The 25,446-nt window shown below is 68.2% G+C and carries 24 protein-coding genes; 8 read left to right on the top strand and 16 right to left on the bottom strand.

The genetic code is table 11. The features are described from left to right. Positions 1-53 precede the first annotated feature (53 nt). Together AC4BCK_RS16690 and AC4BCK_RS16695 are read left to right on the top strand one after the other, a co-directional pair. A complete protein-coding gene (locus AC4BCK_RS16690; protein WP_174177141.1) occupies positions 54-1,487 on the top strand; it encodes a TrkH family potassium uptake protein in 1,434 nt (477 codons plus the stop codon). A 40-nt stretch (positions 1,488-1,527) separates the two neighbouring features. Next, positions 1,528-2,166, top strand: coding sequence for a potassium channel family protein (locus AC4BCK_RS16695; protein WP_172801511.1), 639 nt, complete (start codon positions 1,528-1,530; stop codon positions 2,164-2,166). Positions 2,167-2,179: 13 nt separating this feature from the next. On the opposite strand, the gene proC is transcribed toward AC4BCK_RS16695, so the two are convergent. The 5 genes from proC to AC4BCK_RS16720 form a co-directional block, all read right to left on the bottom strand. After that, positions 2,180-3,013 (bottom strand): pyrroline-5-carboxylate reductase, encoded by an 834-nt coding sequence (gene proC / locus AC4BCK_RS16700; RefSeq protein WP_174177143.1) that lies wholly within the window; start codon positions 3,011-3,013, stop codon positions 2,180-2,182. A gap of 273 nt (positions 3,014-3,286) precedes the next feature. After that, complete coding sequence (locus tag AC4BCK_RS16705; protein WP_174177145.1) at positions 3,287-4,276, bottom strand: Ppx/GppA phosphatase family protein; 990 nt, start codon at positions 4,274-4,276, stop codon at positions 3,287-3,289. A gap of 7 nt (positions 4,277-4,283) precedes the next feature. Continuing rightward, positions 4,284-4,703: an SseB family protein gene (locus AC4BCK_RS16710; protein WP_174177147.1), complete on the bottom strand. Its 420-nt coding sequence runs from the start codon at positions 4,701-4,703 to the stop codon at positions 4,284-4,286. A gap of 50 nt (positions 4,704-4,753) precedes the next feature. Beyond that, entirely contained in the window at positions 4,754-7,480 is a 2,727-nt protein-coding gene (topA, locus tag AC4BCK_RS16715; RefSeq protein WP_174177149.1) for a type I DNA topoisomerase, read from the bottom strand. A 136-nt stretch (positions 7,481-7,616) separates the two neighbouring features. Continuing rightward, entirely contained in the window at positions 7,617-9,278 is a 1,662-nt protein-coding gene (locus AC4BCK_RS16720; protein ID WP_490566222.1) for a DUF7059 domain-containing protein, read from the bottom strand. Positions 9,279-9,341: 63 nt separating this feature from the next. Between AC4BCK_RS16720 and AC4BCK_RS16725 the strand changes: the two genes are divergently transcribed. Together AC4BCK_RS16725 and AC4BCK_RS16730 are read left to right on the top strand one after the other, a co-directional pair. Then, positions 9,342-9,818: a DUF6023 family protein gene (locus tag AC4BCK_RS16725; RefSeq protein ID WP_174177153.1), complete on the top strand. Its 477-nt coding sequence runs from the start codon at positions 9,342-9,344 to the stop codon at positions 9,816-9,818. A 50-nt stretch (positions 9,819-9,868) separates the two neighbouring features. Then, positions 9,869-10,453: a DUF6023 family protein gene (locus tag AC4BCK_RS16730; protein ID WP_310112789.1), complete on the top strand. Its 585-nt coding sequence runs from the start codon at positions 9,869-9,871 to the stop codon at positions 10,451-10,453. A gap of 15 nt (positions 10,454-10,468) precedes the next feature. Here AC4BCK_RS16730 and trhO read toward each other — a convergent pair whose 3' ends face one another. After that, positions 10,469-11,362, bottom strand: a complete 894-nt coding sequence (trhO, locus tag AC4BCK_RS16735; RefSeq protein WP_490566223.1) for an oxygen-dependent tRNA uridine(34) hydroxylase TrhO — start codon at positions 11,360-11,362, stop codon at positions 10,469-10,471. 163 nt (positions 11,363-11,525) lie between these two features. On the opposite strand from trhO, the gene AC4BCK_RS16740 reads away from it, so the two are divergent. Both AC4BCK_RS16740 and AC4BCK_RS16745 read left to right on the top strand, forming a co-directional pair. Next, positions 11,526-12,218: a GNAT family N-acetyltransferase gene (locus tag AC4BCK_RS16740; RefSeq protein ID WP_310112787.1), complete on the top strand. Its 693-nt coding sequence runs from the start codon at positions 11,526-11,528 to the stop codon at positions 12,216-12,218. Positions 12,219-12,283: 65 nt separating this feature from the next. Continuing rightward, positions 12,284-14,659, top strand: coding sequence for a DEAD/DEAH box helicase (locus tag AC4BCK_RS16745; RefSeq protein WP_490566224.1), 2,376 nt, complete (start codon positions 12,284-12,286; stop codon positions 14,657-14,659). 10 nt (positions 14,660-14,669) lie between these two features. Here AC4BCK_RS16745 and AC4BCK_RS16750 read toward each other — a convergent pair whose 3' ends face one another. From AC4BCK_RS16750 to ssd, 7 genes are all read right to left on the bottom strand, one after another. Beyond that, positions 14,670-15,104 carry an Rv3654c family TadE-like protein gene (locus tag AC4BCK_RS16750; RefSeq protein WP_490566225.1) on the bottom strand — a complete coding sequence of 145 codons (435 nt, stop codon included), beginning with the start codon at positions 15,102-15,104 and terminating at the stop codon, positions 14,670-14,672. Further along, complete coding sequence (locus AC4BCK_RS16755) at positions 15,101-15,622, bottom strand: TadE family type IV pilus minor pilin (RefSeq protein WP_490566226.1); 522 nt, start codon at positions 15,620-15,622, stop codon at positions 15,101-15,103. Before AC4BCK_RS16755 ends, AC4BCK_RS16750 begins: the two co-directional genes overlap by 4 nt. After that, positions 15,619-15,966: a DUF4244 domain-containing protein gene (locus AC4BCK_RS16760; protein WP_174177160.1), complete on the bottom strand. Its 348-nt coding sequence runs from the start codon at positions 15,964-15,966 to the stop codon at positions 15,619-15,621. Before AC4BCK_RS16760 ends, AC4BCK_RS16755 begins: the two co-directional genes overlap by 4 nt. A gap of 140 nt (positions 15,967-16,106) precedes the next feature. Beyond that, positions 16,107-16,724, bottom strand: a complete 618-nt coding sequence (locus tag AC4BCK_RS16765) for a type II secretion system F family protein (RefSeq protein ID WP_490566227.1) — start codon at positions 16,722-16,724, stop codon at positions 16,107-16,109. Continuing rightward, positions 16,721-17,491, bottom strand: coding sequence for a hypothetical protein (locus AC4BCK_RS16770; RefSeq protein WP_490566228.1), 771 nt, complete (start codon positions 17,489-17,491; stop codon positions 16,721-16,723). Before AC4BCK_RS16770 ends, AC4BCK_RS16765 begins: the two co-directional genes overlap by 4 nt. Beyond that, positions 17,488-18,843: a TadA family conjugal transfer-associated ATPase gene (locus AC4BCK_RS16775; protein ID WP_366278333.1), complete on the bottom strand. Its 1,356-nt coding sequence runs from the start codon at positions 18,841-18,843 to the stop codon at positions 17,488-17,490. Before AC4BCK_RS16775 ends, AC4BCK_RS16770 begins: the two co-directional genes overlap by 4 nt. Beyond that, positions 18,840-19,904, bottom strand: a complete 1,065-nt coding sequence (gene ssd, locus AC4BCK_RS16780; RefSeq protein ID WP_343044906.1) for a septum site-determining protein Ssd — start codon at positions 19,902-19,904, stop codon at positions 18,840-18,842. The genes AC4BCK_RS16775 and ssd overlap by 4 nt, the downstream gene beginning before the upstream one ends. Before the next feature lie 269 nt (positions 19,905-20,173). Here ssd and AC4BCK_RS16785 point away from each other — a divergent pair, with 269 nt between their 5' ends. Next, positions 20,174-21,892 carry a bifunctional 3'-5' exonuclease/DNA polymerase gene (locus tag AC4BCK_RS16785; protein WP_366278335.1) on the top strand — a complete coding sequence of 573 codons (1,719 nt, stop codon included), beginning with the start codon at positions 20,174-20,176 and terminating at the stop codon, positions 21,890-21,892. 160 nt (positions 21,893-22,052) lie between these two features. Then, entirely contained in the window at positions 22,053-22,244 is a 192-nt protein-coding gene (locus AC4BCK_RS16790) for a YegP family protein (protein WP_251422712.1), read from the top strand. 3 nt (positions 22,245-22,247) lie between these two features. On the opposite strand, the gene AC4BCK_RS16795 is transcribed toward AC4BCK_RS16790, so the two are convergent. From AC4BCK_RS16795 to AC4BCK_RS16805, 3 genes are all read right to left on the bottom strand, one after another. Beyond that, positions 22,248-22,925 carry an NUDIX domain-containing protein gene (locus tag AC4BCK_RS16795; protein WP_174177172.1) on the bottom strand — a complete coding sequence of 226 codons (678 nt, stop codon included), beginning with the start codon at positions 22,923-22,925 and terminating at the stop codon, positions 22,248-22,250. After that, positions 22,922-23,716, bottom strand: coding sequence for an endonuclease III (nth, locus tag AC4BCK_RS16800; protein ID WP_174177344.1), 795 nt, complete (start codon positions 23,714-23,716; stop codon positions 22,922-22,924). Before nth ends, AC4BCK_RS16795 begins: the two co-directional genes overlap by 4 nt. Before the next feature lie 68 nt (positions 23,717-23,784). Next, complete coding sequence (locus AC4BCK_RS16805; protein ID WP_251422706.1) at positions 23,785-25,197, bottom strand: energy-coupling factor transporter transmembrane component T family protein; 1,413 nt, start codon at positions 25,195-25,197, stop codon at positions 23,785-23,787. Positions 25,198-25,446 lie beyond the last annotated feature (249 nt).

The following is a 25,446-nucleotide window of genomic DNA, read 5'->3' on the forward strand; positions in this document are numbered from 1 at the left end:
GCATTAGTGGTTTACTACTGAGGGAAGCAGTTTCTACCGAGGAAAAGCCACACATGACGCAAAGCCAGTCGAGGCCCCGTACCCCGGCCAACTGGCATCCCGCAGGGCAGGAGCGGGAAGGCCTCTGGATCCTTACGCGGCTGCGGGACTTCGTCGACGACATTGCGAACACCTCGCCGGCCCGTCTTGCCCTCACGGTGTTCGCCGCCGTCTGCCTTGTATTCACGCTCCTGCTGTCCCTTCCCGTCTCTTCCGCCACCGGTACCGTCACCCCGGTCCACCAGGCGATGTTCACCGCAGTCTCCGCCGTGTGCGTCACCGGACTGACGGTGGTGTCCACGGCGGTCCACTGGTCCTTCTTCGGTCAGCTGGTAATCCTGATTGGTATCTTCATCGGCGGCCTCGGCACCCTGACCCTGGCCTCGCTGCTGGCGCTGATGGTAGGCAAGCGACTGGGAGTGCGCGGCAAAATCATTGCCGCCGAGTCCATGAACAACGCAGGGCGCCTGGGCGAGGTGGGCACCTTGCTGCGGATCGTCATCACCACGTCAGTGGTGATCGAAGGAATCCTTGCACTGGCCCTGATCCCCCGGTTCCTGACCCTGGGTGAGCCGTTCTGGCAGGCCGTCTGGCATGGAATTTTCTACGCCATCTCCTCTTTCAACAACGCAGGCTTCACCCCGCACTCGGACGGCATCGTGCCCTACGAGACAGACCTCTGGATCCTGGTTCCCCTGATGCTCGGCGTCTTCCTGGGCAGCCTGGGCTTTCCCGTGGTGATGGTCCTCCAGCAGAACGGGCTGAACTGGAAGAAGTGGAACCTGCACACCAAACTCACCATCCAGGTGTCCTTCATCCTCCTGCTGGCGGGCACCGTCCTGTGGGCCTTGATGGAGTGGGACAACCTGCGGACCATCGGAACCATGGATGTCGGGGACAAGGTCACCCACGCCCTGTTTGCGTCCGTCATGATGCGGTCCGGCGGCTTCAACCTCGTGGACCAGAACCAGATGGAATCCACCACCATGCTGCTGACGGATGCGCTGATGTTCGCCGGCGGAGGTTCTGCGTCCACCGCGGGCGGCATCAAGGTCACCACCATCGCCGTGATGTTCCTGGCAATTGTGGCCGAAGGCCGCGGCGACACCGACGTCAAGGTGTACGGCCGGACCATCCCCCAAGGCACCATGCGGGTGGCCATCTCGGTGATCGTCGCCGGGGCCACCCTGGTGTCCGTCTCGGCATTCCTCCTGCTCCATATCAGCGGGGCGTCACTGGACCGGGTGCTGTTCGAAACGATCTCCGCGTTCGCCACCTGCGGCCTCAGCACCAACCTCAGCGCTGAAGTGCCGCCGTCGGGCGTTTACGTCCTCACTGCCCTGATGTTCGCCGGGCGCGTAGGAACGGTCACCCTCGCAGCCGCCCTGGCCCTTCGCCAGCGCAGCCAGCTCTACCACTATCCCGAAGAGAGGCCCATCATTGGCTAGTTCACCCGACGCCCCGCGTCGCCCCGCCCACAACGCCCCCGTGCTGGTCATCGGGCTGGGACGGTTCGGTTCCTCCACGGCAGAGCAGCTGGTCAAGCAGGGCCGCGAGGTCCTCGCCATCGAACGGGACAGGACCCTCGTCCAGAAATGGGCGCCGCTGCTCACCCACGTCGTGGAGGCTGACGCCACCAACATCGACGCACTCCGCCAGCTGGGCGCCCAGGAGTTCAGCTCGGCCGTCGTGGGGGTGGGCACGTCCATCGAATCCTCGGTGCTGATCACTGTCAACCTCGTGGACCTGGGCATCGAACACCTCTGGGTGAAGGCCATTACGCCCTCCCACGGCAAAATCCTTACCCGCATCGGCGCCAACCATGTGATCTATCCGGAGGCCGACGCCGGCGTCCGGGCCGCGCACCTGGTCTCCGGCCGGATGCTGGACTTCATCGAATTCGACGACGACTTCGCCATCGTCAAGATGTACCCCCCGCGCGAAACGGTGGGATTCACGCTGGACGAATCCAAGGTCAGGTCCAAGTACGGCGTGACGATCGTTGGTGTGAAGTCACCGGGTGAGGACTTCACCTACGCCCGCCCGGAGACCAAGGTGTCCTCCCGGGACATGCTGATCGTGTCCGGGCACGTGGACCTGCTGGAACGGTTCGCAGCCCGGCCCTAGTTCCCGACGTGAGTCAGCCGAGCTGCCTGGTGATCTCGGCTGCGCGCTCCGCGGCGGCGCGGGCACCGGCGGCAATGATGGCGGGAAGGCCGCGCTCGTCGAACGTGGCGATGGCCCTCTCGGTGGTGCCGTTCGGGCTGGTCACGGCCTTGCGCAGCGCGGTGGGATCGGCGCCGGGCTCGGCGAGCATAAAGCCGGCTCCGGCCACCGTTTCCCGGGCGAGGAGAAGGGACAGTTCCGGGTCCAGGCCAAGCTCCCGGCCCGCTGCGGCCATTGCTTCAGCCAGGTAGAACGCGTACGCCGGTCCGGAACCGCTGATCGCAGAGAGCGCGTCCACCTGTTCCTCGGGGACCTCCACCACCGTCCCCGCACCGTGCAGGACATCCTTGACCCTCTTGAGCTGTTCAGGGGTGCAGCTGGTGCCCGGCGAGACCGACACCACGCCGCGGCCCAGCTTGGCCGGTGTATTGGGCATGGAGCGGATCACCGGCTGCCCTGCGGGCAGGGCCGCCTCAAGCTGGGCAATGGACACCGCCGCTGCCACGCTGACCACCACCGTGGTGGGCGAGAGCGAGCTGCTGATTTCCCGCGCCAGCTCCGTGATGCCAACAGGCTTGACGCCCAGGATCACGACGCCGGATCCCTTGGTTGCCTGCTTGTTGTTGTCCGGCTCCTCTTCCCCGGCGATTGCGGTCACCCCGTGGTGCCGTTCCGCCAGCTCTGCGGCACGCTCTGCCCTCCGGACGGTTGCGACGACGTCCGCCGGATCCGTTCCGGATTCCAGCAGGCCACTCAGAATTGCTTCGTTCATGGATCCACAGCCAAGGAATGCGATTCGGTTGCTCATGGCTCCATCATTACAGTTCGGCCCTGCAAGCGCAGAAATCCATGACCCGGGGCGGACACGAAAAGGGTGGGAACTCGCCGAAACCCATTCACAGGTGGCTCACATGTTGGGTGCAGGTGCCTCACAACTTGGAGTCCTAACGTGGGTACTACCTCATTGAGGGTGCGAGTGATGCGGCAGGGATGGGGATCCCTGCCAGGGTACCGGCGTCCGGCAACAGGTTTTCCCCCATTTTCCTGTTGCCGACGCCGGTACTTCCCTTTTAAGGAGTTCCTAGACCGCGGCTTCGACAGTCTGCGGCGGGGCCAGGTGGGGTGCGAGCTCCAGGGGCCCGGAAAACACCAGCTGGTCCAGCCGGCGGAGGATGAGGCCTTCACGCAAGGCCCAAGGGCAGATCCTCAGCTTCTTGAACTTGAAGAGTTCCAGTGCGGCCTCCGCCACAAGCGCTCCGGCCAGCAGCTGGTGGGCGCGGGCTTCGGAGACGCCCGGCAGGTGCAGCCGGTCCTCGACCTTCATGGCCGAGATCCGCTGCGCCCAGACCCCCAGGTCCGAAGCCTGCAGCTCGCGCTTGACGTAGGGGCCGGCCGCGCTGGGGGCGGCCCCGGCGATCCGTGCCAGGGAGCGGAAGGTCTTGGACGTTCCCGCCACCACGTTGGCCCGGCCCAACCCGTCGAATTCCCGGACCGCAGGCTTGAGGGTGGCGCGGATGTACCGCCGCAACTCCTTGACGCTCTTGGCCGACGGCGGATCTTCGGACAGCCAGTCCCGCGTGAGCCGGCTGGCACCCAGCGGCACGGACGTGGCCACTTCCGGAAGCTCATCCTGGCCGAAGGCCATCTCAAAGGAGCCGCCGCCGATGTCCAGGTTGAGAATGGGTCCGGCACCCCACCCATGCCAGCGCCTGACGGCGAAGAAGGTCATGGATGCTTCTTCGCTGCCGGTGAGTTCCTGAAGGGTCACGGTGGTTTCGTGCTTGACCCGGGCCAGGACCTCGGGGCCGTTGGTGGCCTCGCGGATGGCTGACGTACAGAAGGCCAGGAGGTCTTCGGCCTTGTGCCTGGCCGCAAACTCCCAGGCTTCAAGGACGAACTCGGTGAGCTCGTGCTGGCCGGCGTCATTGATGCTGCCGTCCGGTTCCAGGTATTGGACCAGGGACAGCGGCCGCTTGTGCGAGGCGAAGGGCACCGGCCGCGCACCGGGGTGGGCATCCACCAGGAGGAGGTGGACAGTATTGGACCCGATATCGAGGACGCCTAGCCGCATGGTGCCATTATTGCTCGTCAGCCCGCTTGAAGTCGCGCTTGATGTTGGCCACGCCCTCGGGGTTGATCTCGAATCCGTAGGCTGCGCCCGGGTTGATGACCATTCCCAGTTCGTCACCGATGTTCGCGATGATGGCCGCACCCTGGGTGCCCAGCACGTTGGGCGCAGCTTCGAGGTACTGCTGGTCCACGCGGCTGGGGTGCGAGAAGACGGCGAGGACGGGGTCGCCGTCGGCATTGCCCAGGACCAGGGGCTCCACCTGGGAGTCCTCGCCCTCGATGCCGTCCGAACTGATGATGTAGACCTCGCTGTTCAGGAAGGACAGGATGACGTCTACCGGGCTGGCGTCAGGCTGCCCGCCCTTCGCGAGCTTTTCCTCGAGGTCGTTGAGGGGCTGGAGATCCGTGTGCGCTGGCTGTTCAGTCATCCCCCTACCCGATCACGATCCAGTGCCCCATGCAAACCCCGTAACCACCGCTACTTCTTGGCGGTGGCCTTCTTCTTGGCCGGGGCCTTGCGGGTGGCCGTACGCTTCACCGGACCCTTGGCACGCTTCTCCGCCAGCAGTTCCACGGCCTGTTCACGCGTCAGCTCCTCCAGGGAGGTTGCCCGAGGAACGGTGATATTGGTGATCCCGTCGGTGATGTAGGGGCCGAAGCGGCCCTCCTTCACCACGATGTTCTTCTCCGACACCGGGTCGGGGCCGAACTCCGCCAGCGGCGGGACGGCGGCCCGGGCGCCACGCTGCTTCGGCTGAGAGTAGATCTCCAGCGCCTGGTCCAGGGTGATGGTGAAGATCTCTTCCTCGGAGCCGATGGACCGGGAGTCGGTCCCCTTCTTGAGGTAGGGGCCAAACCGGCCGTTCTGCACCGTGATGAGGTTGCCTTCGGCGTCCTCGCCCAGGGCGCGGGGCAGGCTCATGAGCTGCAGCGCCTCGTCAAGGGTGACTGACTCCACGGTCATGGACTTGAACAGCGAGCCGGTGCGGGGTTTGGCCTTGACCGGCTTCTTCGGCGGCTTGGGCTTGCCGTTCTTGTAGTACTCCACCGGCTGGGCGGCGATCTGTTCCTCGGTCATCTCCGGGATGACCTCGGTGACGTAGGCGCCGTATCGGCCGTTCTTGGCAACCACCGTATGCCCAGTGTGCGGGTCGGTGCCCAGTACCCGCTCCTCGGGGGCAGCGGTTTCCATCAGTTCAATGGCCTTGGCAGCGGTCAGCTCGTCCGGAGCCAGGTCCTCGGGCACGTTGGCCCGGGGCGACTCCACGATCTCCCCGGTCTTCGGGTCGACAGTGGCGGCCGAGCTCTCCAGGTACGGGCCGAACTTGCCAACCCGCAGCGTGATCTCATCCGTGATGGGGATGGAGTTGATTTCGCGGGCGTCGATCTCCCCCAGGTTGTTCACGATGCTCAGCAGGCCCGGGTCCGAGTCTTCCCCGAAGTAGAAGTGGCGGAGCCAGGAGGCGCCCACGGCCTGGCCGTTGGCGATCTTGTCCAGGTCGCCTTCCATGTCCGCGGTGAACTCGTAGTCAACGTAGTCGCTGAAGTGCTGCTCCAGCAGGCGGATCACCGAGAAGGCGATCCAGCTGGGGACCAGCGCAGAACCCTGTTTCCGGACGTATCCGCGGTCCTGGATGGTGGAGATGGTGGAGGCGTAGGTGGACGGGCGGCCGATGCCCCTCTTCTCCAGCTCGGCCGTCAGTGACGCTTCGGTGTAGCGCGGCGGCGGCGAGGTTTCGTGGCCCACTGCCAGGATCTCGGAGGCCGTGAGGGCATCACCCTTGGCCACGTTGGGCAGCCGGCGGGCGTCGTCGGAATCGTCGTCTCCGCGGGTCTCGTCCTTGCCTTCCTCGTAGGCTGCGAGGAAGCCGGGGAACGTGATCACGGTGCCGGAGGCCGAGAACTCGGCATCCCGGCCGTCCGCAGCGACGGCACCCAGCCGGATGGTCGCCGTCGAGCCCTTCGCATCGGCCATCTGGGACGCAACGGTGCGCTTCCAGATGAGTTCGTAGAGGCGGAATTCGTCGCCCGAGAGCTGCTTGGCCACCTGGGCCGGGGTGCGGAATGAGTCACCGGCGGGGCGGATGGCCTCGTGCGCTTCCTGCGCGTTGGCTGCCTTGCCGGTGTACACGCGCGGGGACTGCGGGATGTACTCCGGGCCGTACAGCTCGGACGCCTGGCGCCGCGCGGCGGTGAGGGCTTCGTCGCTCAGCGCGGAGGAGTCCGTACGCATATAGGTGATGTAGCCGTTTTCGTACAGCCGCTGGGCCACCTGCATGGTGCTCTTGGAGGAGAAACGCAGCTTGCGGCCGGCCTCCTGCTGCAGCGTAGAGGTGGTGAAGGGCGCAGCCGGGCGCCGGGTGTACGGCTTGGTGTCGACGGACCGGACGGTGAACGAAGCGTCCTGCAGCCCTGCCGCCAGGGACGCAGCCAGCTCCTCGTTCAGGTGGGCAACGTTCTTCGACGTCAGGACGCCGTCGTCGTTGAAGTCCCGGCCGCTGGCCACCTTCGCCCCGTCCACGGCGGCGAGCTTGGCCTTGAAGGACCCGGCGTCGGCGCCGAACTGGCCCGTGAGGTCCCAGTAGGAGGCGGCCTTGAAGGCCATTCGCTCGCGTTCGCGGTCCACCACCATGCGGGTCACCACGGACTGCACGCGGCCGGCGGACAAGCCGCGGGCCACCTTGCGCCACAGCACCGGGGAGATTTCGTAGCCGTAGAGGCGGTCCAGGACGCGGCGGGTCTCCTGGGCGTCCACCAGCGCGGTGTCCACATCGCGCAGATTGCCCATGGCGCGCTGGATGGCTTCCTTCGTGATTTCGCCGAAGGTCATCCGGTACACCGGGACCTTGGGCTTGAGCACTTCCAGCAGGTGCCACGCGATGGCTTCGCCCTCGCGGTCCCCATCGGTTGCGAGATAAAGTTCGTCGGCGTCCTTGAGCGCGGCCTTGAGCTCAGTGACCTTTTTCTTCTTGTCCGCGGACACCACGTAGTAGGGCTTGAAGTCGTGATCGATGTCGACGGCGAACTTGCCCACCGACGTTTTCTTCAGCTCGGCGGGGAGCTCGGATGGCTGCGGCAGGTCGCGGATGTGACCAATGGAGGCCTCTACGATGAAGCCCTCGCCGAGGTACTTGGCGATGGTCTTGCTCTTGGCCGGAGACTCCACAATCACGAGTTTCTTGCCGGTTTTGGCCTTGCTTGGCACGGTGCTCCTACAGAAAAAGGTTGCTCGGGCAGATGCGCCCATACTGGCCTAGTTCACCATATTTTGCAGAAATGTGCGCATCCATGTGGAAAAGAAGGGGGTTCTGCCGGGCGCCGCCGGCGCCTTGCTCCGCGCCTTATCCGGCGGCAGGGATCAGGAAGCCGTCCCGCACCAGATTGGCCACATCGGCGAGCAGCCGGCCCCGGAAGGAACCGGCGTCGAACCCGTCCCCGCCTGCCATCCCGCCGCCGAGCAGCGCCTCCAGGGCACCGGCAATCTGCCCGGCGGAAAGGTCGCCGTCGCAGGCCGACACGAAGCCTGCCAGCTCGGTGCTCAGCAGGTTTGTCCAGCGCAGGCCCGCGCCCTGCCGGAGCAGGATCACGCCCGGATGCTCCGCTCCCGGGCGCTGGTGGCGCTCCTCCGTGACGTCCTCGGCCACCAGCAGGTGCGCTTCCTCGAGGCTGTGCGCGGCCAGCCAGTCGATGCGTTCGACGGCGGCGCCCAGGTGGGGGCCGATGGGCTGCTCGATGGGGTAGGTGATTTCCTCGAACCGGCTGAAGGTGCCCTGCCCGGGTGCCGGCGGCCGCCGGAGCCAGACCATGCCGAAGCCGATGCCCTCCACGTTCCTCGACTCGAAGTCCGCCAGGTAGGCCGCGTAAGCGTCCCGGTAGTGCTGCCGGTCCCGGCCCTCGGAGGCGTCCTGCAGCCAGGTTTCCGCGTACTGTTCCGGCCCCACCTGCTCGCGCTGGATGAACCAGGCATCCGTGTCCGGCCGGACCCACGTCCGCGGGCGCTCCTGCCACCCGGTTCCGGCCGCCACTTCCCAGTTCCCCAGCATCTGCGCGGTGCCGCCGGGGGCCAGGATCCCGGGCAGGTCGGCAACCAGCGAGGCAACAATCGCATCGCCCGGAAGGCCGCCGTCGCGGTAGGTGAACTGCTCCGCGGCAGCCTCCCCTGCGCTCCGCGGCGTGATCACGAACGGAGGATTGGACACCACCAGCCCGAATTCCTCGCCTGCCACGGGGTCCAGGAGTGAGCCGAGGCGCAGGCTCACCCTGTCCTCCAGCCGGGACGGGTCAACGGACAGGGCCGCGGCGTTGAGCAGGATGTTGAAGCGCGTGAAAGCAAGTGCCCGTTCGGAGATGTCCGTGGCCGTGACGTGCTCGCAGTGGTGGAGCAGGTGGAAGGCCTGGATGCCGCATCCCGTGCCGAGGTCCAGGGCGCGTCCGGTATGGCGGCGGACGGTGGTCTGCACCAGGGTGGTGGACGCCTGGCCGATGCCGAGCACGTGGTCGTGCCGCAGCACCCCCGCCTGCTGGTGTGCGGCCAGGTCGCTCGCCACCCAAAGCTCCGCACCCCCGCTGCCGTCTGTGTTGTTCCCGGAGGTGCCGGACCACCCGTACGGCCGCAGATCAGCCTTGGCGGCCAACAGGCCCGCGCCGGGTACGGGCTCAACAAGCCCCAGCGTGAGGAGCCCGTCGGCACCGATGCCCGGAAGGGCGGCGTCGAGCGTGTCCTTCGGCTGCGGCTCGGCAAGGAGCCAGAGGCGGACGACGGCGGCGAGCGCCGCGTTCCCTTCGTCCTGGCGCACAGCCCGGTCCACTGCCAGCAGGGCCGGAATGATCTGGTCCCGGTTCAGGGCCTCGGAAGCGGCGGCGCCCAGGAGCCTGGCGACGCCGTCGGGCGTGTAGTCCAGGCCCCGCAGATCGGCGGCGAGGGCCGTGAGCAGCTCCGGGAGGTCGCTGCGGGGTGCGTCCGGGGTGTTGCCGGCGGTGAACTCGTATGGGGATCTAGGCACTGCCCAAGTTTAGTCCGGCGGGCACCGGAGGCCGGGGCGGCCGGCACCGGGTAGCGTTGAGGCATGCCTTCGCGTTCTTCCGTCCTTCCGCGCGCCCGGCTCCGGCCCGCGCGGCGTGCCCGCCTGATGCCGTGGTCCGCCGTGTCCGCGGGTGCGGCGGCCCTTGTCCTGGCCGGGTGCTCCCCCGTTGTTTCCATCGAGAACGCGGACGTCCCGCAGTGGCAGGCCACGGCGCTGCCCCCGGTTCCGGGAGCGGTCCTTGAGGACGCCGGCAAAATCCTCAACCGGGACCGCATCATCAGGGAAGCCGCTGATGTCCCGGCGGGCCGCTACATCCTCACCGCCACGTGTGAGGGCGGCGGAAAGGCTTTCTTCGCCGTATCGCTGGACGGGAAGAAGCTGGCGGACGCCGGAGCAGCCTGCAACGGCAGCCGGGAATCCACAAAAATCACCCTGCCGGATGCCGGCACACTGGAGATCAGCACGTACAGCGTGGACGCACCCCTCATTTACGCCTACCGGCTGGCGCCCGCGGACTAACCGCCCTCCGTGCTCTGGCCCGCCGCCGCCGTCGGGCATACAGTCGGACTATGCCCAGTGTGCGGACGGCCTCCGCGCCATCCACCGCCCCCACGGCCCCCGCTGGGGACGCACGGGTGCGGCCAGGGCGGAAGCCGGCCGCCGCCGTCGCCATTGCTGTGGCGGCCGCCGGGATGATGCTGGGCGGGTGTGAATATACGTACGACGACGGGCGGAACCTGCCCGGGCCCGTCGAGGCGGAAGCGACGCGCCTTCCCGGGCCGGTGTTCACCCGCGACCCCCTGCAGAACGATCCCGTCAGCGAGGAGGAAACCGGCGCATGGGCGGCCCGCACGCTTCCCGACCCCGGGCAGCCGGTGGCCTCCGCCGGAGCGGGACTTGTGGCCGCGGGCAACGTCCGGACCGAATCCACTCCGGTGCTGGGGACGGGCACCTACGTGCTGTCCCTGGCGTGCCGCAGCCAGCGGCGCGTGACCTTCACGGTCCGCAGCGAATCGCTGACGCTGGTGGACCTGGGGCTCCGGTGCGGGATCAACAGGGAGAACGTCATCTATCTTTCGTCGGAAACAGCGCTCACCATCAGGGTGGAGGCCAGGACAGGCGCGAACTACGCCTACCGGCTGCGGCTTCTCTGACCTGGCTGCCTGTGCTCAGGCGGCGCAGCCCTCCGGGCAGCGGAGGGTTTCCGGGCTGGAGGCGCACTCCGCGCAGTACAAGGTGAGGGTCCGGCAACTGGGGTTGGAGCAGTTCTCGAACTTGCTGGTGGGCGCTGCGCAGCGGGCGCACTGCCCGGTGGTCTTCGCGTCGTCGCTGAACTCAAGGTGCATGCGTTTGTCGAAGACGTACAGCGAGCCCTCCCACAGGCCCTGGTCCTTGAAGGTTTCGCCGTAGCGGACAATGCCGCCGTCCAGCTGGTACACCTCTTTGAAGCCCCGGTTCACCATCAGGCTGGACAGCACCTCGCAGCGGATCCCGCCGGTGCAGTAGGTGACCACGGGCTTGTCCTTGAGCCCGTCATACTTGCCGGACTCGAGCTCCTGGATGAAGTCATGGGTGGTGGCAACGTCCGGGACGATTGCGTCCTTGAACCGGCCGATCTGCGCTTCGAAGGCGTTCCGCCCGTCAAAGAACACCACGTCCTCCCCGCTTTGCTTCTTGGCGTCAACGAGCTGGTGCAGTTCCTCGGGCTTGAGGTGGGTCCCGCCGCCCACCACCCCGTGGGCATCGACCTTCAGCTCGCCGGGGGCGCCGAAGGAGACAATCTCGTCGCGCACTTTGACGCTGAGGCGCGGGAAGTCCTCCGCACCGCCGTCGGACCATTTCACGTCGATGTCCCTGAAGCCCTGGTACTCGCGCGTTGTCTTCACGTACTGCTTCACGGCGCCGATCTCACCGCCCACGGTGGCGTTGATGCCGTCCTTGGAGATCAGGATGCGGCCCGTCAGCCCGAGCTTCTCGCAGAGCGCACGCTGCCAGAGCCGTACCGCCTCCGGGTCAGGAAGGGGGGTAAAGCCGTAAAAAAGCACAATCCGGTTTAAAGCCACGTATTTAAGGGTACCGGCACGGTTGGGACGGGCGGAGCGGAAACCTGTGGCTGCCGGACCGGCGGCCACGACTGCCGGCCCGTACCGGCTTCGCCGCATCACAATTGCATAAGCTCTTGGCAGCCCCCTGTTGCTGGCGACCGGGCTGGAATAGTCTCATGCCATGAGTCCGGAAACCATGGTTGAAGACATCACTGGCCTTCTTGAGGTGTGGGTGGCAGGCTGGGCCGGTTGTCGCGGTTACCGGACATCCACCGAGGGCCGGTTCCCTGCCGTGCTCCGCACTGACACCAGCGGCGACTGGGAATTCTTCGCCTCCGAGCCCACGGACGATGAATTCGCAGCCCTGGCCGCTAAGACGGCGGAGGCGCCCGCGAGGGTCCTCACCATCCTCACCAATGACATCCCGCGTTACTCCGCCCTGGCGGAACGGCACGGCCTGAACGTGACCTCTGCCTCGCAGGCAATGATGATCGTGGACATGGAAACCCAGGACGCAGAGGATCCCTGGCTCCCCGACGACGACCTCACGCACTCAACGTGGGAGCAGGACGGCGTGCACTACGCAGAGGTCCGCTCCGGCGACACCCTGGCGGCCAGCGGACGCGTCTTTGTGGTGGGGGAAACCGCGGTGTTCGACAAGATCATCACCGAACCGGCTTTCCAGCGCCGTGGCTTGGGCAGTTTCATCATGCGGGCCCTGGCCGCCCAGGCCTTCGAGCACGACGTGCAGGAGGGCCTTCTCCTGGCCTCCGCTGACGGCCGGAAACTGTATTCCCACCTCGGCTGGACCACGGTTTCCCATGTGCTGATGCTCTCCGCATCCCACGACGGTTCCGACCTTTCCCTGAGCTGACCCGTCCTGTTACCCCCGTGGCGAACCGGGGCCGGCCAGGCCCCGCCGGGTGAAACAATGTGGGGGTGAACCCCCATGACTCCCTGATTCCCTTGCTGGGCCGCGGCCCGGACCCGGAACAGCTCCGTCATGTGCGCACCATCCCGGCCCGCGAGGCCGAGCATGAGCCGTGGCCCGCGTGGGTGCACCCCGACCTAGTGGCGGCATACGGTTCGCTGGGCATCCAGGAGCCCTACCGGCACCAGGTGGAGGCAGCCGGCATAGCCCACGGCGGTGAACACGTGGTGGTGGCCACCGGAACCGCGTCAGGGAAGTCGCTGGCGTATCAGCTGCCGGCCCTTGACGCCATCCACCGCTCCGAGCTCCGCGTCCTGGCCGACCCGGGGAAGATCCACGACGACGGCGCCGTCACCCTGTACCTCTCCCCCACCAAGGCCCTGGCCGCCGACCAGCTCAACGCCATCCGCGCCCTGAAACTGCCCACCGTGCGGGCGGAAACCTATGACGGCGACACCGACCCCGCGTCCCGCCGCTGGATCAGGGACCACGCCAACTTCATCCTGGCCAACCCGGACATGCTCCACTTCGGGATCCTTCCCAACCATGCCTGGTGGGCGGGCTTCTTCCGCCGCCTGCGCTACGTGATCATTGACGAGGCCCACAGCTACCGGGGCGTTTTCGGCTCCCATGTGGCCAACCTGATGCGCCGGCTGCGCCGGATCTGCGCGTACTACGGTGCAGGTGCAGCCCATCCGGGGCCGGTGTTCATCGCAGCCTCCGCCACCGCGTCAGAGCCTGACGTGTCCTTCGCCCGCCTCATTGGTGCCCCGGTCAAGGCCGTGTCCCGTGACGGCTCCCCGCACGGTTCCACCACCGTGGCTTTCTGGGAACCTGCGCTGACCGAGGTCCGGGGCGAGAACGGCGCCAGGGAACGGCGGACGGCGGTGGCGGAAACTGCCGACCTGCTGGCGAACCTGGTGTCAGCGCGCATCCGCACCATCGCGTTCATCAAGTCCCGGCGCGGGGCGGAAACCATCTCCTCGATCACCAAACGCCTCCTGGATGAGGTGGATCCCAGCCTGCCGCAGCGGGTGGCCGCCTACCGTTCCGGATACCTGCCCGAAGAACGCCGTGCGGTTGAACGGGCGCTGCGCTCCGGCGAGCTCCTGGGCGTTTCGAGTACTTCAGCGCTGGAACTGGGCATTGATATCTCGGGCCTGGACGCCGTCCTGGTCGCAGGATGGCCCGGCACGCGGGCCTCCCTGTTCCAGCAGATCGGACGGGCCGGAAGGGCGGGCCAGGATGCCATCGCGGCCTTCGTGGCCAGCGACGATCCCCTGGACACCTTCCTGGTGAACCATCCCGAGGCGATCTTCGACGTGTCAGTGGAAGCGACGGTCTTCGATCCCTCCAACCCCTACGTCCTGGGGCCACACCTGTGCGCCGCGGCGGCCGAGCTTCCCTTGGGACCCGCGGAGCTGGGCCTGTTCGGAGCCACCGCGGAGTCCCTCCTGGACAGGCTGGTGGCGCAGGGCTACCTCCGGCGGCGGCCCGCGGGCTGGTTCTGGACACACTCCCAGAGCGCGGCCGCCATGGTGAACCTGCGGGCCGACGGCGGCGGGCCGGTGAGCATCGTGGATGCCGAGACCGGGTCCCTCCTTGGCACGATGGATTCCCCGCAGACGCACTACCAGGCGCACACCGGCGCCGTCTACATCCACCAGGGTGACAGTTACGTGGTGGAGAACCTCAACGAGGACGACCACTGCGTGATGGTGCGCCGCGCCAATCCCGATTACTACACCACAGCCCGGGACGTGACCCAGATTGAGGTGCTGGAGACCCAGCGGACGGTGGAATGGGGTGACATCTCCGTTCATTTCGGCGACGTGAAAGTGACTACCCAGGTTGTCTCCTTCCAGCGCAAGGCACTCATCTCCAACGAAATCCTTGGGGAGGAGCCGCTGGAACTGGGTGCCCGCGAACTCTTCACCAAGGCCGTCTGGTTCGTGGTGGACAATCGCTCCCTCACCGGGGCAGGCCTGATCGAAGCCCAGTTCCCTGGAGCGCTGCACGCAGCGGAACATGCTGCGATCGGCCTGCTGCCCCTGGTGGCGTCCAGCGACCGGTGGGACATCGGCGGGGTGTCCACGGCCCTGCACGCCGACACCGGGGTGCCCACCATCTTTGTGTACGACGGGCACCCCGGCGGCGCGGGATTTGCCGAACGCGGTTTCGACAAGGCCAAGGTCTGGCTGACAGCCACCCGTGACGCCATCAAGGCCTGCGAATGTGATTCCGGGTGCCCTTCCTGCGTCCAGTCGCCCAAATGCGGGAACAAGAACAACCCGCTGGACAAGGGGGCCGCCGTCACCCTCCTCGACGTCCTGCTCAAGGACGCCACCGAAGGTGCTTCCCCGGGCCTGGAAGTCCGGCACTGACCTGGACTGGCTAGGGCGGAGGCCCCGCACGGGAGCGCCCATGGGCTGAACCGAACACCGTCCGTTCCACCAGCTCGGTCCTCACTTCAACGGTCTGGCCAGTACCCTCCGCGCAGCCCACCACGGCGGCCCCGTGCCGGGCAGCCACCTCCGCCGCAACGGTGCACGGTTCCCCGGAGGCAAGGCCGCGCAGGGCGTCGGCCGCTGCCAGTGCAGCAAGGTCGGCAGCGGCTGCCGCCCTGCTGGCCAGGACGGCCGACTGCGCCAGCAACAGCATCAGCGCCATGGCCGTCATCACCACCAAGGCAAGGCCGGCCGCCAGCACCGTCCCCGAACCGCGTTCCCGGTTGGTGCCGTCTGCACGTCCGTTCCGGCCTGAACCACGACGCCCGGTCATGTTCGCCCCGAGCCCGCGGCCCGTTCCGGGTGCCTTGCCGTGGGTCATCCCGCCGCCTCGCTCCGGGTGGAGGCCCGCGCAGTCAGATGCCACGGGATGGATGCGCCCAGGGGTCCACCCACCCTGTCTGTCACGGTGACATGCAGCCACTCGCCGTCGGCCGATACCGCCGCGGACGCCGACCCGCCGGCCAGGGTCCGGACGATTCCTTCCACAGTGGCGGAATCGTCACCACGGGCAAGTGCGCGGGCGCCGGCACGCGCTCCCTCCTCCAATCGCAGCTGGGTGACCCCGGCGGAGGCCCCCGCCAGCAGCATGGCCAGCAGCAGCAGGACCGCGGGCAGGGTGACGGCAAACTCCGCTGTCACCGCGCCGCACGACTCCTGGGCCGCGGGGCCTCCGGTGGGACTGCAGGCCGCACGGTCCCGCCCGCCGGTAGGTCCGGTGGCGGACTGTGCGGCGGCGGACGGACCCGTGGTGGAGGGACCCGCGGCGGACTTACCTGCGGTGGTCTGGCCTGGACCGAACGGATCCGCGGCCGGGAGCACGGCCGGGGCCTCGGTCATGGCAAGGCCAGCGCGGTGCGGATCAGGGTGAGCAGGAAGCCGCGGACCTCCTCGCTGCGAAGGATGAAGACAAGGAGCCCGGCAAAGCCCACGGCGGCAAGGGTGGCGATGGCGTATTCGGCGGTTGCCATCCCTGCCTCTGATCCGAGGAGCCGGACCTTGCCCTTGATGGTCCGCGGCGCGCCTGCACCCGGATACAGTTCCACGGTGTGGGCGGTCAGCGGGCTGCTGCCCCCGGCGCGGAGGCCGTGGTGGCCGGTACCGCGGTGTTCCCGGGAGGCGGCACGGGCAGCGGCGGGCGCCGCGGCCCCGCCAGTGTAAGGGCGGCGGTGATGAGTGGACATGTGGTGTTTCCTTCCTTTGGGCCGGTGGTGTTGCCGGCTGTCTTGACTCTTCCGGGCCTGGCGTGGAGCGGTAAGCCGTGGGGGTTCGTAAGTGGAAAAGCCCAACGGTTTCCCACCTGTGGAGGAGAAGACACAGGCGCCTAGGAACCGGAAGGCACAAGGGCCAGGAGCACAGGAACCACGCCCAGGCAGATAAAGGCCGGAAGGGAGCAAAGGCCCAGCGGAACCACCAGCTTCACTCCCAGTGATGCCGCGCGCTTCTCTGCAGCACGGAACCTCTCCCGGCGGAGCCGTGCCGCCTGCGCGTAGAGAATCGCTGACGACGGCGCACCTGTCAGGGCAGCGAACCCCAGGGCGTCGCGTAGTTCCAGGACCTCGGGGAGCCGGACCGCGCTGCTGCGCCATGCGGTTTCCCAGTCGGCCCCGATTGCCAGTGCCGCCACCACCGGCCGCAGGGCTCCGCTGTACTTGCCAGAAGCCGAGGCTGCCACCAGTTCGAGTGAACGGCCGATGCCCGACCCGGCGTCCAGCATGGCGGCCACAAGTTCGAGCATCATGGCGGTGTCCCTGAGCCCTTCGGGCGCAGGTCCGGACAGATGCCCTCCGTCACCGGCGGAGGCCTTCGCGCCGCGGCAAATGGAGCCGGAGGACCAACTGCGCAGCCGCTTGCGGGGCCTGCCCCGCCCGCTGCCGGCCAGGGCTGCCGCCGCGGCGAGGGTAAGGAAGATCGCGAGCACTGCGGCGGAAGGCGGGGTCATGGCGCTCCAGCCCCTGCTGCCGCGGCCACCAGCCTGGCCGACCACAACCGCCCGGCCACTGTCAGGCCGGCTCCGGCTGCAAGTGCTGCGAGTCCCCAGGGTGTTCCCAGCAGGATGGCGAGCGGGTCCACGCCCAGGGCCATTCCCAGGCCCAGCCCCATCAGCGGCAGCCAGGTAAGGAGGCTGACGGTGGCCTTTGGTCCGGCCAGGGCCGTCTGGCGGGCCGCGTCGGCGTCGTCCTCCACTTCAAGCTGCGCGGCGAACCTGGTCAGCACGTCCGCGAGCGGACAGCCGCTTGCCTCCGCGATGTCGAAGCATGCCGCGAGCTCCGACCAGATGCGGGACTCTTTGTCCCGCCGGGGAAAGGCGGACGGCGACGCCCGACGGATGGCTTCCGAAACGGGAAGGCCGCGGCCGGCGGCAGCACGCGCGGCGGCGAGCATGGCACCGGATCCCGCGGACAGGCTGTGCGCATGGGAGCCGGACGAACCGTAGACGTCCCAGATCTCCTCCCAGAGCCGTGCCGGCGTGCGGCCGCCTTTGAGCAGCGCGGCGAGTTGCTGTACCACCAGGGTCATGGGCGCCGCTGGCTGTGCTCCTCTCCCGGCACCACGCAGCTTCCGCGCAAAGCCGCCCCGCGAGGGGGCTTTGCGGCCCACAGCCGGGCCGGACACGCCGGTGCGGCGCAACCTGGCGGGTGCACCCAGCGGCGGCCTGGCAAGCAGCACCGCAGCCAGTCCCAGGGAAACGACAAGAAGGAGCATCATGCGGGCAGTCCCGGGTCAAGCCCCAACCGTGCCGCCAGCGCCGTCCAGGCGGGGCCGGCGGCCACGCTACCCTCGACAGTTTCCAGGGCAGGCTGGACGGTGAGCCCGCTGGGGCCTTCCCCGATCAGGCCCACGCACGCCACTGCCCGGCCGCGGCGCGTCCTGTCCACGTGGATGACCACGTCCAGCGCGCTCGCTGCCTGGAGCCTCACGCCGTCAGCGTTCATTCCGGCGAGTGCACCGAGCGCAGTGAGCCGGGCGGGAACAGCAGCGGCAGTATTCGCATGGATGGTCCCGCCCCCGCCGCTGTGTCCGGTGTTCATGGCAGTGAGAAGCTCCCGGACTTCCGCGCCGCGGCATTCGCCCACCACCAGCCTGTCCGGGCGCATGCGGAGCGCCTGCCGGACGAGATCGCCAAGGTCCACTTCTCCACCGCCTTCGAGGTTTCCGTGGCGTGACTCCAGGGACACCACATGCGGATGGACGGGATTCAGTTCCGAGGCATCCTCGATGAGGACCAACCGTTCTGCCGGACTGCACAGGCCGAGCAGCGTGGAGAGCAGGGTGGTCTTGCCGGACCCGGTGGCCCCGCTGATGAGGAAGCTCAGCCTGCGCTCCACCACCCGTTCCAGGACGTGCTGCAGTCCGGAGCTGAACATGCCGCTGTCCCGCAGCTCATCCATCGTGAAAACACGTTCGCGCCGGATCCGGATGCTGAGCAGCGTCCCGGCCGTTGAGACGGGCGGCAGCACGGCATGGACTCGGTAGCCGCCGGCCAGCCGCACGTCCACGCAGGGTGAGCCGTCATCAAGCCGCCTGCCGCCTGCCGCCACGAGCCGGCAGGCCAACGCCCGGAGCTGGGCCTCGTTGTCGAAGGCCACGGGCACCCGCTCGATGCCGCGGCCCCTGTCCACCCACACGGACCCGGGAGCATTCACAAAGATGTCCGTTACGGCCGGGTCCCGGGTCAGGGACTGCAGGGGCCCCAGGCCGTTCAACTCGGCGCTGATGCGCTCCACGGCGGCGAGCGAACCCGCCGTGCCCAAGAGCTTCCCTGTGGCCTGCACCGCCGCAGCCACGCGCGACGGCGTAACGGCTGCCGCGTCCGACATCATGGAATCCCGCACGGATTCCAGGAGTCCCAGGTCAACAGCCTGCCGCTCACCCGTGCGGCGTTCACGCCGGCGCCATTCGCCGGGGCCGGGTTCATCCGGGCGCCTGCCCTCCTGGCGGGGACTGACCAGGAGGGGATTGTCCTGGCGGGGATTGTCCCGGCCCGCGTCCAGGATCCGCGCCCGCCGCCGGATACCTGCCTCAGGGTCCGTTGCCCCAGCCGCCGCCTGGTGCCTCATTCACGTTCTCCGGCGGCCAGCCCGTCCCCGAGGAGGTCCAGCACGGAAGCCGCGAAGTGCCGGACCGCCCGCCGCTTGCCCAGCTCAAGGAGGCGGCCCGATTCCATGGCCCCAGCGACTCCGCGCAGCTCAGGCACCCGCCCCTGGACCGGAAGTCCGATGGCCTCGGCGATCAGGGGTCCGTCCAGCGCTGCGCCGGGTTTGCCACGGACCAGGAGGGCAGCCTCAACCGGCGGAAACTCCTGGAGCAGCCGCACGGCCGCCACAGCAGCCTTCAGCTGCGCCGGGACCACCATGGCGATGCGGTCGCAGTCCCAGGCGAACGTATGGATGGGGTCGGCTCCCCGGCCAATGTCCACCACCACCAGCTCATACCCGCGGCGGGCAGCATCAAGGATGCCTGCGGTGGCGGCAGCGGCAACGGGTACCGGCTGCTCCCGGGTGGCAGGCCACGACAGGAATGAGAACCCGCCTGCAACAGGCAGCGAGTCCGCAAGCTGGATGGGATCGATGCTGCCCCTGGCCTCGGAAAGGTCGGGCCAGCGCAGGCCGGGATTCTCTTCGGCGGCCAGGGCCAGTTCCAGCCCGCCGCCCCAGGGATCGCCATCCACCAGCAGCACACGGGCTCCGAGTCCGGCCGCCGCCTGGGCGATCCAGATCGCAGCCGTGGTGGCCCCGGCACCGCCGCAACCGCCGGTCACGCCAAGGATCACCCCGCCTGGCCCGGGTGAACGGGACCGGCTGAGATGGTCGGCGAGCCATGCTGCGGCGTCGGGCAGGACAGCCACCCGTTCTGCACCGAGGACAGCCGCAAGATGCCACAGGCTGTCACCTTCGCCGTCAAGTCCCACCAGGACAGCGGGCGCCCGCCGGCGCGGGGGCAGCTCCCGGATGTCGCTTCCCACCAGCACGGCTGCCGCCCCGTCCCAATGCCGGCCTCCCTCTGCCGGGTTGGCTGCAACGCGCAGCTGCGCCCCGGCAGCGGCCACGATCCGCTCCACCTCGGCACGAAGGACAGGGGAGGACGTCACCAGCAGGATGTCCTCACCCCCGGCCGGCAGCCACGCGTCCCCGTCGCCTCCCGCAGTGCCCGCCAGCCCAAGGACATGGGGCCGTAAGCGTCCCGGCGGATCTGCCCCTTCCGGGCCGCCGGCGGCTCCGGCGTGCGAAGGATCAAGGTGGGACGGGTCAGGGTGCGAGGGATCAGGATGGGACGGGATCAGCTGGTGCCTGCTCATACAGCCACTCTCCGCCCCGGGACCACAGCGGGTAAGGACTCCAGCCACGTATGTGGAAAACCAGGTCCAGCAAGGCAAGGCAGAATAAGACCATGTACCTGCTGCTCGCCGCCCACCCCCACGGCGCGGCCCTGCAGGAACTCACGCAGGCCGGACAGCCAGTGCAGGCCACGCCCGAACCCCGGCTGGTCAGCACCGGCGATCTTCCCGCCGTCGTACGTCACTTCGAAAGCCTCCGGCCAGGCGGGCAGCCGCCCCGCTGGATCTGGCACCGCACCCAGGACTGGTACCCGGCCCTGCTGGCGTCCGGCGTCGAACTGGAGCGGTGCTACGACCTCAGCCTTTGCGGCAACATCCTGGCGTTCTCCCGCTTTACCGAGCACACGGACTACGCCAGGAACACGGAACGCATGGTGGTTGAGGATCCTCTCCAGCCTCCCCGGTCGCTGCAGCCGCCGCCTCCCCCGGCAGACCAGGGCGCCCTGTTCGATGCTCCCGGGATCCGGCCGGAAACGCACCGCAGCCCTGAAGAGCTTCGTGCTGAATACGCTGCCCAGCAGGTGGCGCTGGCCGCGGTCAGCCCGGAGGATAACCGGCGGAACCGGCTTCAGCTGCTGCTGGCGGCCGAGTCCGCAGGGGCCATGATCGCCGCCGAGATGCAGCACGCCGGCGTCCCCTGGCGCGAAGACCTCCACGGGCAGATCCTCGCCGACCACCTCGGCCCCCGGCCTCCCCTGGGCCAGCGCCCGGCCAGGCTTGAGGCGCTGAACCAGGAGCTGCGCGGACTCCTGAACGCGCCCACGCTGAATCCCGACTCCCCGCAGGACCTCATGCGGGCCCTGCACCGCAACGGGATAGAGGTGAAAAGCACCAGGAAGTGGGAGCTGAGGGAATCCACCCACCCCGCCATCGAGCCGTTGCTCGCCTACAAACAGCTTTCCCGCCTGCATGCAGCGAACGGCTGGGCCTGGCTGGACGCCTGGGTGGACGGCGGACGGTTCCGGCCCGAGTACGTGGTGGGTGGCGTGGTGTCCGGCCGCTGGGCGTCGCGCGGCGGCGGCGCCCTTCAAATTCCGCGCCAGATCCGCGGCGCAGTCCATGCCGATCCGGGCTATAAGCTCATCGTCGCGGATGCCTCCCAGCTGGAACCGCGCGTCCTGGTGGCCCTCGCCCGTGACCCTTCCATGGCGGAAGCCGCCCGGAACCAGGACCTCTACGCGGGCATCGCCGCCAAAGGATTCGGCGGGGACCGGGCAAAAGCGAAGATGGCATTACTGGGGGCCATGTACGGCGCCACTTCCGGCGAGGCCGGCCGCCTCATGCCGCAGCTCGCAAGAACTTTTCCCCGGGCAGTGGACTTTGTTGAGCAGGCGGCCCGCACCGGCGAGGCCGGCGGGACAGTTACCACCCGACTGGGACGGAGCAGCCCGCCGCCGTCGGAGCGGTGGTTCCAGAGCCAGCGGTCCGCTTCTGCCGAGGAACAGCGCCGGGCAGAATCAATCGCCCGTTCGCGTGGACGCTTCACCCGCAATTTTGTTGTGCAGGGTTCGGCTGCGGACTGGGCGGCGTGCTGGCTGGCGGAATTACGACGGCGGCTGCGCACCCTCCGGACCGACGGCCACGTCAGCGCCGAACTCGTCTTCTTCCTGCATGACGAGGTGATGGTTCATGCGCCGGCGGACGCGGTGGACGCCTGCATCACCGCCATTGAAGAGGCGGCCAGCGCTGCCAAGGAACTGCTGTTCGGGCCCATCCCGGTGGAGTTTCCCGTCAGTGTGGCCGTTGTTGATTCCTACGACAACGCCAAATAGGTCCGCGGGCCCCTGCGCCGCGGGGAGCTCACGACCCCCAAAGTAACCTACCCGGGAGTAGCTCGCCAGAGGCTTGTGGCGCGGGCTATGGTCGACGTGGCGACTGAGGCAGATCGGTCAAAAGCTGATGCAACGACGCATTCCAGGGGAGGTCCGGCATATGGCGGGCAGGTTTGAAATTCATCGAGTAGGCGAGGAGTCCTACCGGCTGCGGCTCACCGACGCAGAGGGCAACACGGTTGCCGTCTCACCCAAGTTCAAGTCCCTCAACACAGTGCTTGAGGGCGTCAAGGCGGTCCGGGAGAACGCGGCCACGGGTATTGTGGTTGATCTCCGCCAGCAGCAGGCCTGAGGGCTAGGCGCCCATCCGGTGGAGCCGGCTCCGGTCCCACGGAACGGCCCAGCCCAGCTGTTCAAACAACCCGTTCAGGACAATTCCGGTAAAACCCCACACCACCACACCGTTCACCGTGAAGGCCGGGCTGTCGAAGCTGCGCCCGGCACGGTGGACGGTTGCCATCACCCGGTTGTCCGGGTCCAGCAGGTCACGGACCGGTACCCGGAACACCTGCGCCGATTCGGCGTAGTCCACCACACGGACAGGTGACGGGGAGCGCCACCAGCCCAGCACCGGCGTCACCAGGAAGTTGCTGTGGGCGAGCCCCAGCTCCTGCAGGGTGCCAAGGACCTCCACACCGCCTGAGTCGAGGCCGGTTTCCTCTTCGGCCTCGCGCAAAGCTGCCTGAACCGGCGTTTCCCGGGCGTCAATGGCGCCGCCCGGGAACGCCACCTGCCCCGGGTGCGAACCCAGGGTGTGGGCGCGCTCCAGCAGGAGGACGTCTAGATCGGCCGGTGCCAGGGGCTTGCCCGAGACAGCCGGAACGTCATCGAGGGCGCCAAAAAGCATCAGCACCGCCGCCCTCCTGGCCTGTTCGGCATCCACCGTCAGGGCCGCCCAGAGGGCATCCGGCGCGGCAGCGTCTCCGGACTCAGCCCGGCGTGCCAGTTGCAGCAGGTCCTCGCGCGCGCTCACGGTGTCCTCTGCTGGGAGGCCATCCGGATCTCGGCGGCCCTGTGGGTCTCGGCCAGCAACTGATCCAGCAGCGCCTCGCTGCCGGGCGCGAGCTCGTACTTCAGGAGCTTGGCTGCCTTCGCGGGGTCTGTTTCGCCCAGCCCGAAACTGGGGCACCAGGTGGCCACGGGGCAGGCCCCGCACGCGGGCTTCCGCGCGTGGCACACCCGCCTCCCGTGGAAGATCACCCGGTGGGACAGCATGGTCCAGTCCTTGCGGTCGAACAGTTCGGCCACGTCCTGCTCGATCCGGACGGGGTCATCAGACTGCGTCCAGCCGAAGCGGTTGGCCAGCCGGGCGAAGTGGGTGTCCACGGAGATGCCGGGAATGCCGAAGCCGTTGCCGAGCACTACGTTGGCCGTTTTGCGTCCCACGCCGGGCAGCGTGACCAGGTCCTCCAGCCGGCCCGGGACCACCCCGTTGTAGTCGTCCACCAGGCGGGTGCACAGGGCAATGACGTTCCTGGACTTGGCCCGGAAGAACCCGGTGGGTTTCAGGATCACCTCAAGGTCCGCGGGATCCGCCTCGGCCAGGGACCGCGCGTCCGGGTAGCGGTCGAACAACACCCTGGTGACCTGGTTGACCGTGACGTCCGTGGTCTGGGCGGAAAGGACCGTGGCCACGAGCAGTTCGAACGGGTTGCGGAAATCAAGCTCCGCGTGGGCGTAAGGGTATTTCTCCGCCAGCGCCCTGTTGATCCGCCGTGCCCGCCTTTTCAGTGCCAGCACGGACTCGGAGGACACCACCGGCATGCCGGCTGCCTGGCCGGCGGATGTCTTGGCTCCGCCGGCCCCAGGTGCCCTGCCCTCCCCCATGGACGTCAGCCGCGCTCGATGTTGCTGAGGTCCCGCAGGACACCCAGCCGGCCGTCAGTGTGCTGGACCAGGAATTCGTGGCCGCGGTCCTCAAGCGCCAGGACCCAGCCGCCGGGTTCGATAACGAACGCCGGAGCGCCCGTGCGCGGGTCATAGGCGGTGCGGTGCTGCGCAACCGCAAACCAGAATGCCTCGTGAATGGGCTGTTCTTCCGATTCATCCGGACGGGTGGAGGGGTCCACCGTGGCGCCGATCGGCTCCTCGGTACGGACCTGCTGGTGCACTGCGGTGGCAGGCGTGGGCTCCCAGCCGCTCCGGGCACCCTGCGCGGAGGAGGAGCTGCCCTGGCCGGACGGCGTGGCCGGGTGCGTGCCGCCGTCGTGGTTCGCTGAGGTTTCGTGATGCGCTGCGGCAGCGGCTGAGCCGGCGCCGGCAGCTGCCGGTACATCCCCCAGCCGGGTTTCCTCTGCGGCGGGCGTTGAGGAGGGGCGTACGACGTCGGCCGCCTGGGTTGCGGGGCCCGGGTCGCCGGCGGGAGTCCAATCGGATACCTCGGGAGCGGTGGAGACGGGCGCAGCAGCGGTGGGGACGGCTGCCGTGGCAGGGGCATGGGTCGCCGCGGCCTGTCCGCCGGGACGCGGTGACGCCTGCTGCGCCGCCGGGCCCTGGTGCCCCGCTGGTGCCGGCTCTTCAGCTGATCCGGGCTTCACCGCCGAGGATCCTGCGCCTGCGCCGCCGAACAGCCCCCCGCCGGAAAGGATCTTCGAGCCGGGCCTGGAGTCTTTCGACCCCGGGGCGGTTTCTTCCTTCGGCTTCTTGGGCGCGCGGGGTTTCCGGGTGGGAACAGCGGCCTCACGGGCCACCACGTGGGCGGGCACTTCGGCCCGGTCCTGGAAGTCACTGGAGAGATACGGCAGGAAACGGCCCAGCACTGTTGCAGCGAAGAGGACCAGGGAGCCGATCAGGCCCACCAGGAGGCTGGGTACGTAGGCACCGGCCACGGAGACAAAGAAGAAGGCCACGGCAAAGGACGCAACCACTGAGGCGAACTGGTCGATGGACAGGGAGCCGATCCGGATCTTCGTGGCCGGGGACAGCCTGCGGGCCGCAAAGAGCGCGCTGACGATCAGGGGCAGGACGATGCCCAGCCCCAGGAAGAACAGGTTGTTGAGGTTCCACAGGTTGTACCGGGCGCCGAAGATCGGCAGCAGGGAGGCGACAAAAAGGATCAGCGTGCCGCCGAAGACAGTCATGTCCCGGATGGTGAAAGGACCCAGCACTGCCTCGTTGGAGGCCTTGCCTGCGGCGGGGGCCTTGCCCGCGGCGGCCTGGGAGCCTGGCCCTTCAGCGGTTCCGGCACCGTGGCCGGAACCTGCCGTCTCGGGGCCGGTCTTCTGGCCGAAGCTTTGCTGGTTCATTCTGCTCTCCTTAGCGTGGCGGCACCGGGACCTGTGTGGTCCCGACATCGTGCCGTCTTGACGGCGGTTCCGGCGTGGCCAGGCCCTTGTGGTGCCTGGCCAGAACGGTCCGCAGTGAAGTCACAATTCCACCCCAGCCTAGTCAAGGGCCAGGCCGATCACTAGCTGGCCACGCACCGCGGGGGTGGCGGCAAGCTGCCCCCGAAAACCATTCACCGCTTAATAAATGCCGTTCACGGGCTGCGGTGT

It is taken from the genome of Pseudarthrobacter sp. As-47 (assembly GCF_058215595.1).

What these genes read in the sequence shown, in the direction of transcription:
- AC4BCK_RS16690 (WP_174177141.1), top strand. Translation starts at nt 54, where the DNA reads ATGACGCAAAGCCAGTCGAGGCCCCGTACCCCGGCCAACTGGCATCCC.
- proC (WP_174177143.1), bottom strand. Translation starts at nt 3,013, where the DNA reads ATGAGCAACCGAATCGCATTCCTTGGCTGTGGATCCATGAACGAAGCA.
- AC4BCK_RS16705 (WP_174177145.1), bottom strand. Translation starts at nt 4,276, where the DNA reads ATGCGGCTAGGCGTCCTCGATATCGGGTCCAATACTGTCCACCTCCTC.
- AC4BCK_RS16710 (WP_174177147.1), bottom strand. Translation starts at nt 4,703, where the DNA reads ATGACTGAACAGCCAGCGCACACGGATCTCCAGCCCCTCAACGACCTC.
- AC4BCK_RS16725 (WP_174177153.1), top strand. Translation starts at nt 9,342, where the DNA reads ATGCCTTCGCGTTCTTCCGTCCTTCCGCGCGCCCGGCTCCGGCCCGCG.
- AC4BCK_RS16730 (WP_310112789.1), top strand. Translation starts at nt 9,869, where the DNA reads ATGCCCAGTGTGCGGACGGCCTCCGCGCCATCCACCGCCCCCACGGCC.
- AC4BCK_RS16740 (WP_310112787.1), top strand. Translation starts at nt 11,526, where the DNA reads ATGAGTCCGGAAACCATGGTTGAAGACATCACTGGCCTTCTTGAGGTG.
- AC4BCK_RS16750 (WP_490566225.1), bottom strand. Translation starts at nt 15,104, where the DNA reads ATGACCCACGGCAAGGCACCCGGAACGGGCCGCGGGCTCGGGGCGAAC.
- AC4BCK_RS16755 (WP_490566226.1), bottom strand. Translation starts at nt 15,622, where the DNA reads ATGACCGAGGCCCCGGCCGTGCTCCCGGCCGCGGATCCGTTCGGTCCA.
- AC4BCK_RS16760 (WP_174177160.1), bottom strand. Translation starts at nt 15,966, where the DNA reads ATGTCCACTCATCACCGCCGCCCTTACACTGGCGGGGCCGCGGCGCCC.
- AC4BCK_RS16765 (WP_490566227.1), bottom strand. Translation starts at nt 16,724, where the DNA reads ATGACCCCGCCTTCCGCCGCAGTGCTCGCGATCTTCCTTACCCTCGCC.
- AC4BCK_RS16770 (WP_490566228.1), bottom strand. Translation starts at nt 17,491, where the DNA reads ATGATGCTCCTTCTTGTCGTTTCCCTGGGACTGGCTGCGGTGCTGCTT.
- AC4BCK_RS16775 (WP_366278333.1), bottom strand. Translation starts at nt 18,843, where the DNA reads ATGAGGCACCAGGCGGCGGCTGGGGCAACGGACCCTGAGGCAGGTATC.
- AC4BCK_RS16785 (WP_366278335.1), top strand. Translation starts at nt 20,174, where the DNA reads ATGTACCTGCTGCTCGCCGCCCACCCCCACGGCGCGGCCCTGCAGGAA.
- AC4BCK_RS16790 (WP_251422712.1), top strand. Translation starts at nt 22,053, where the DNA reads ATGGCGGGCAGGTTTGAAATTCATCGAGTAGGCGAGGAGTCCTACCGG.
- nth (WP_174177344.1), bottom strand. Translation starts at nt 23,716, where the DNA reads ATGCCGGTGGTGTCCTCCGAGTCCGTGCTGGCACTGAAAAGGCGGGCA.
- AC4BCK_RS16805 (WP_251422706.1), bottom strand. Translation starts at nt 25,197, where the DNA reads ATGAACCAGCAAAGCTTCGGCCAGAAGACCGGCCCCGAGACGGCAGGT.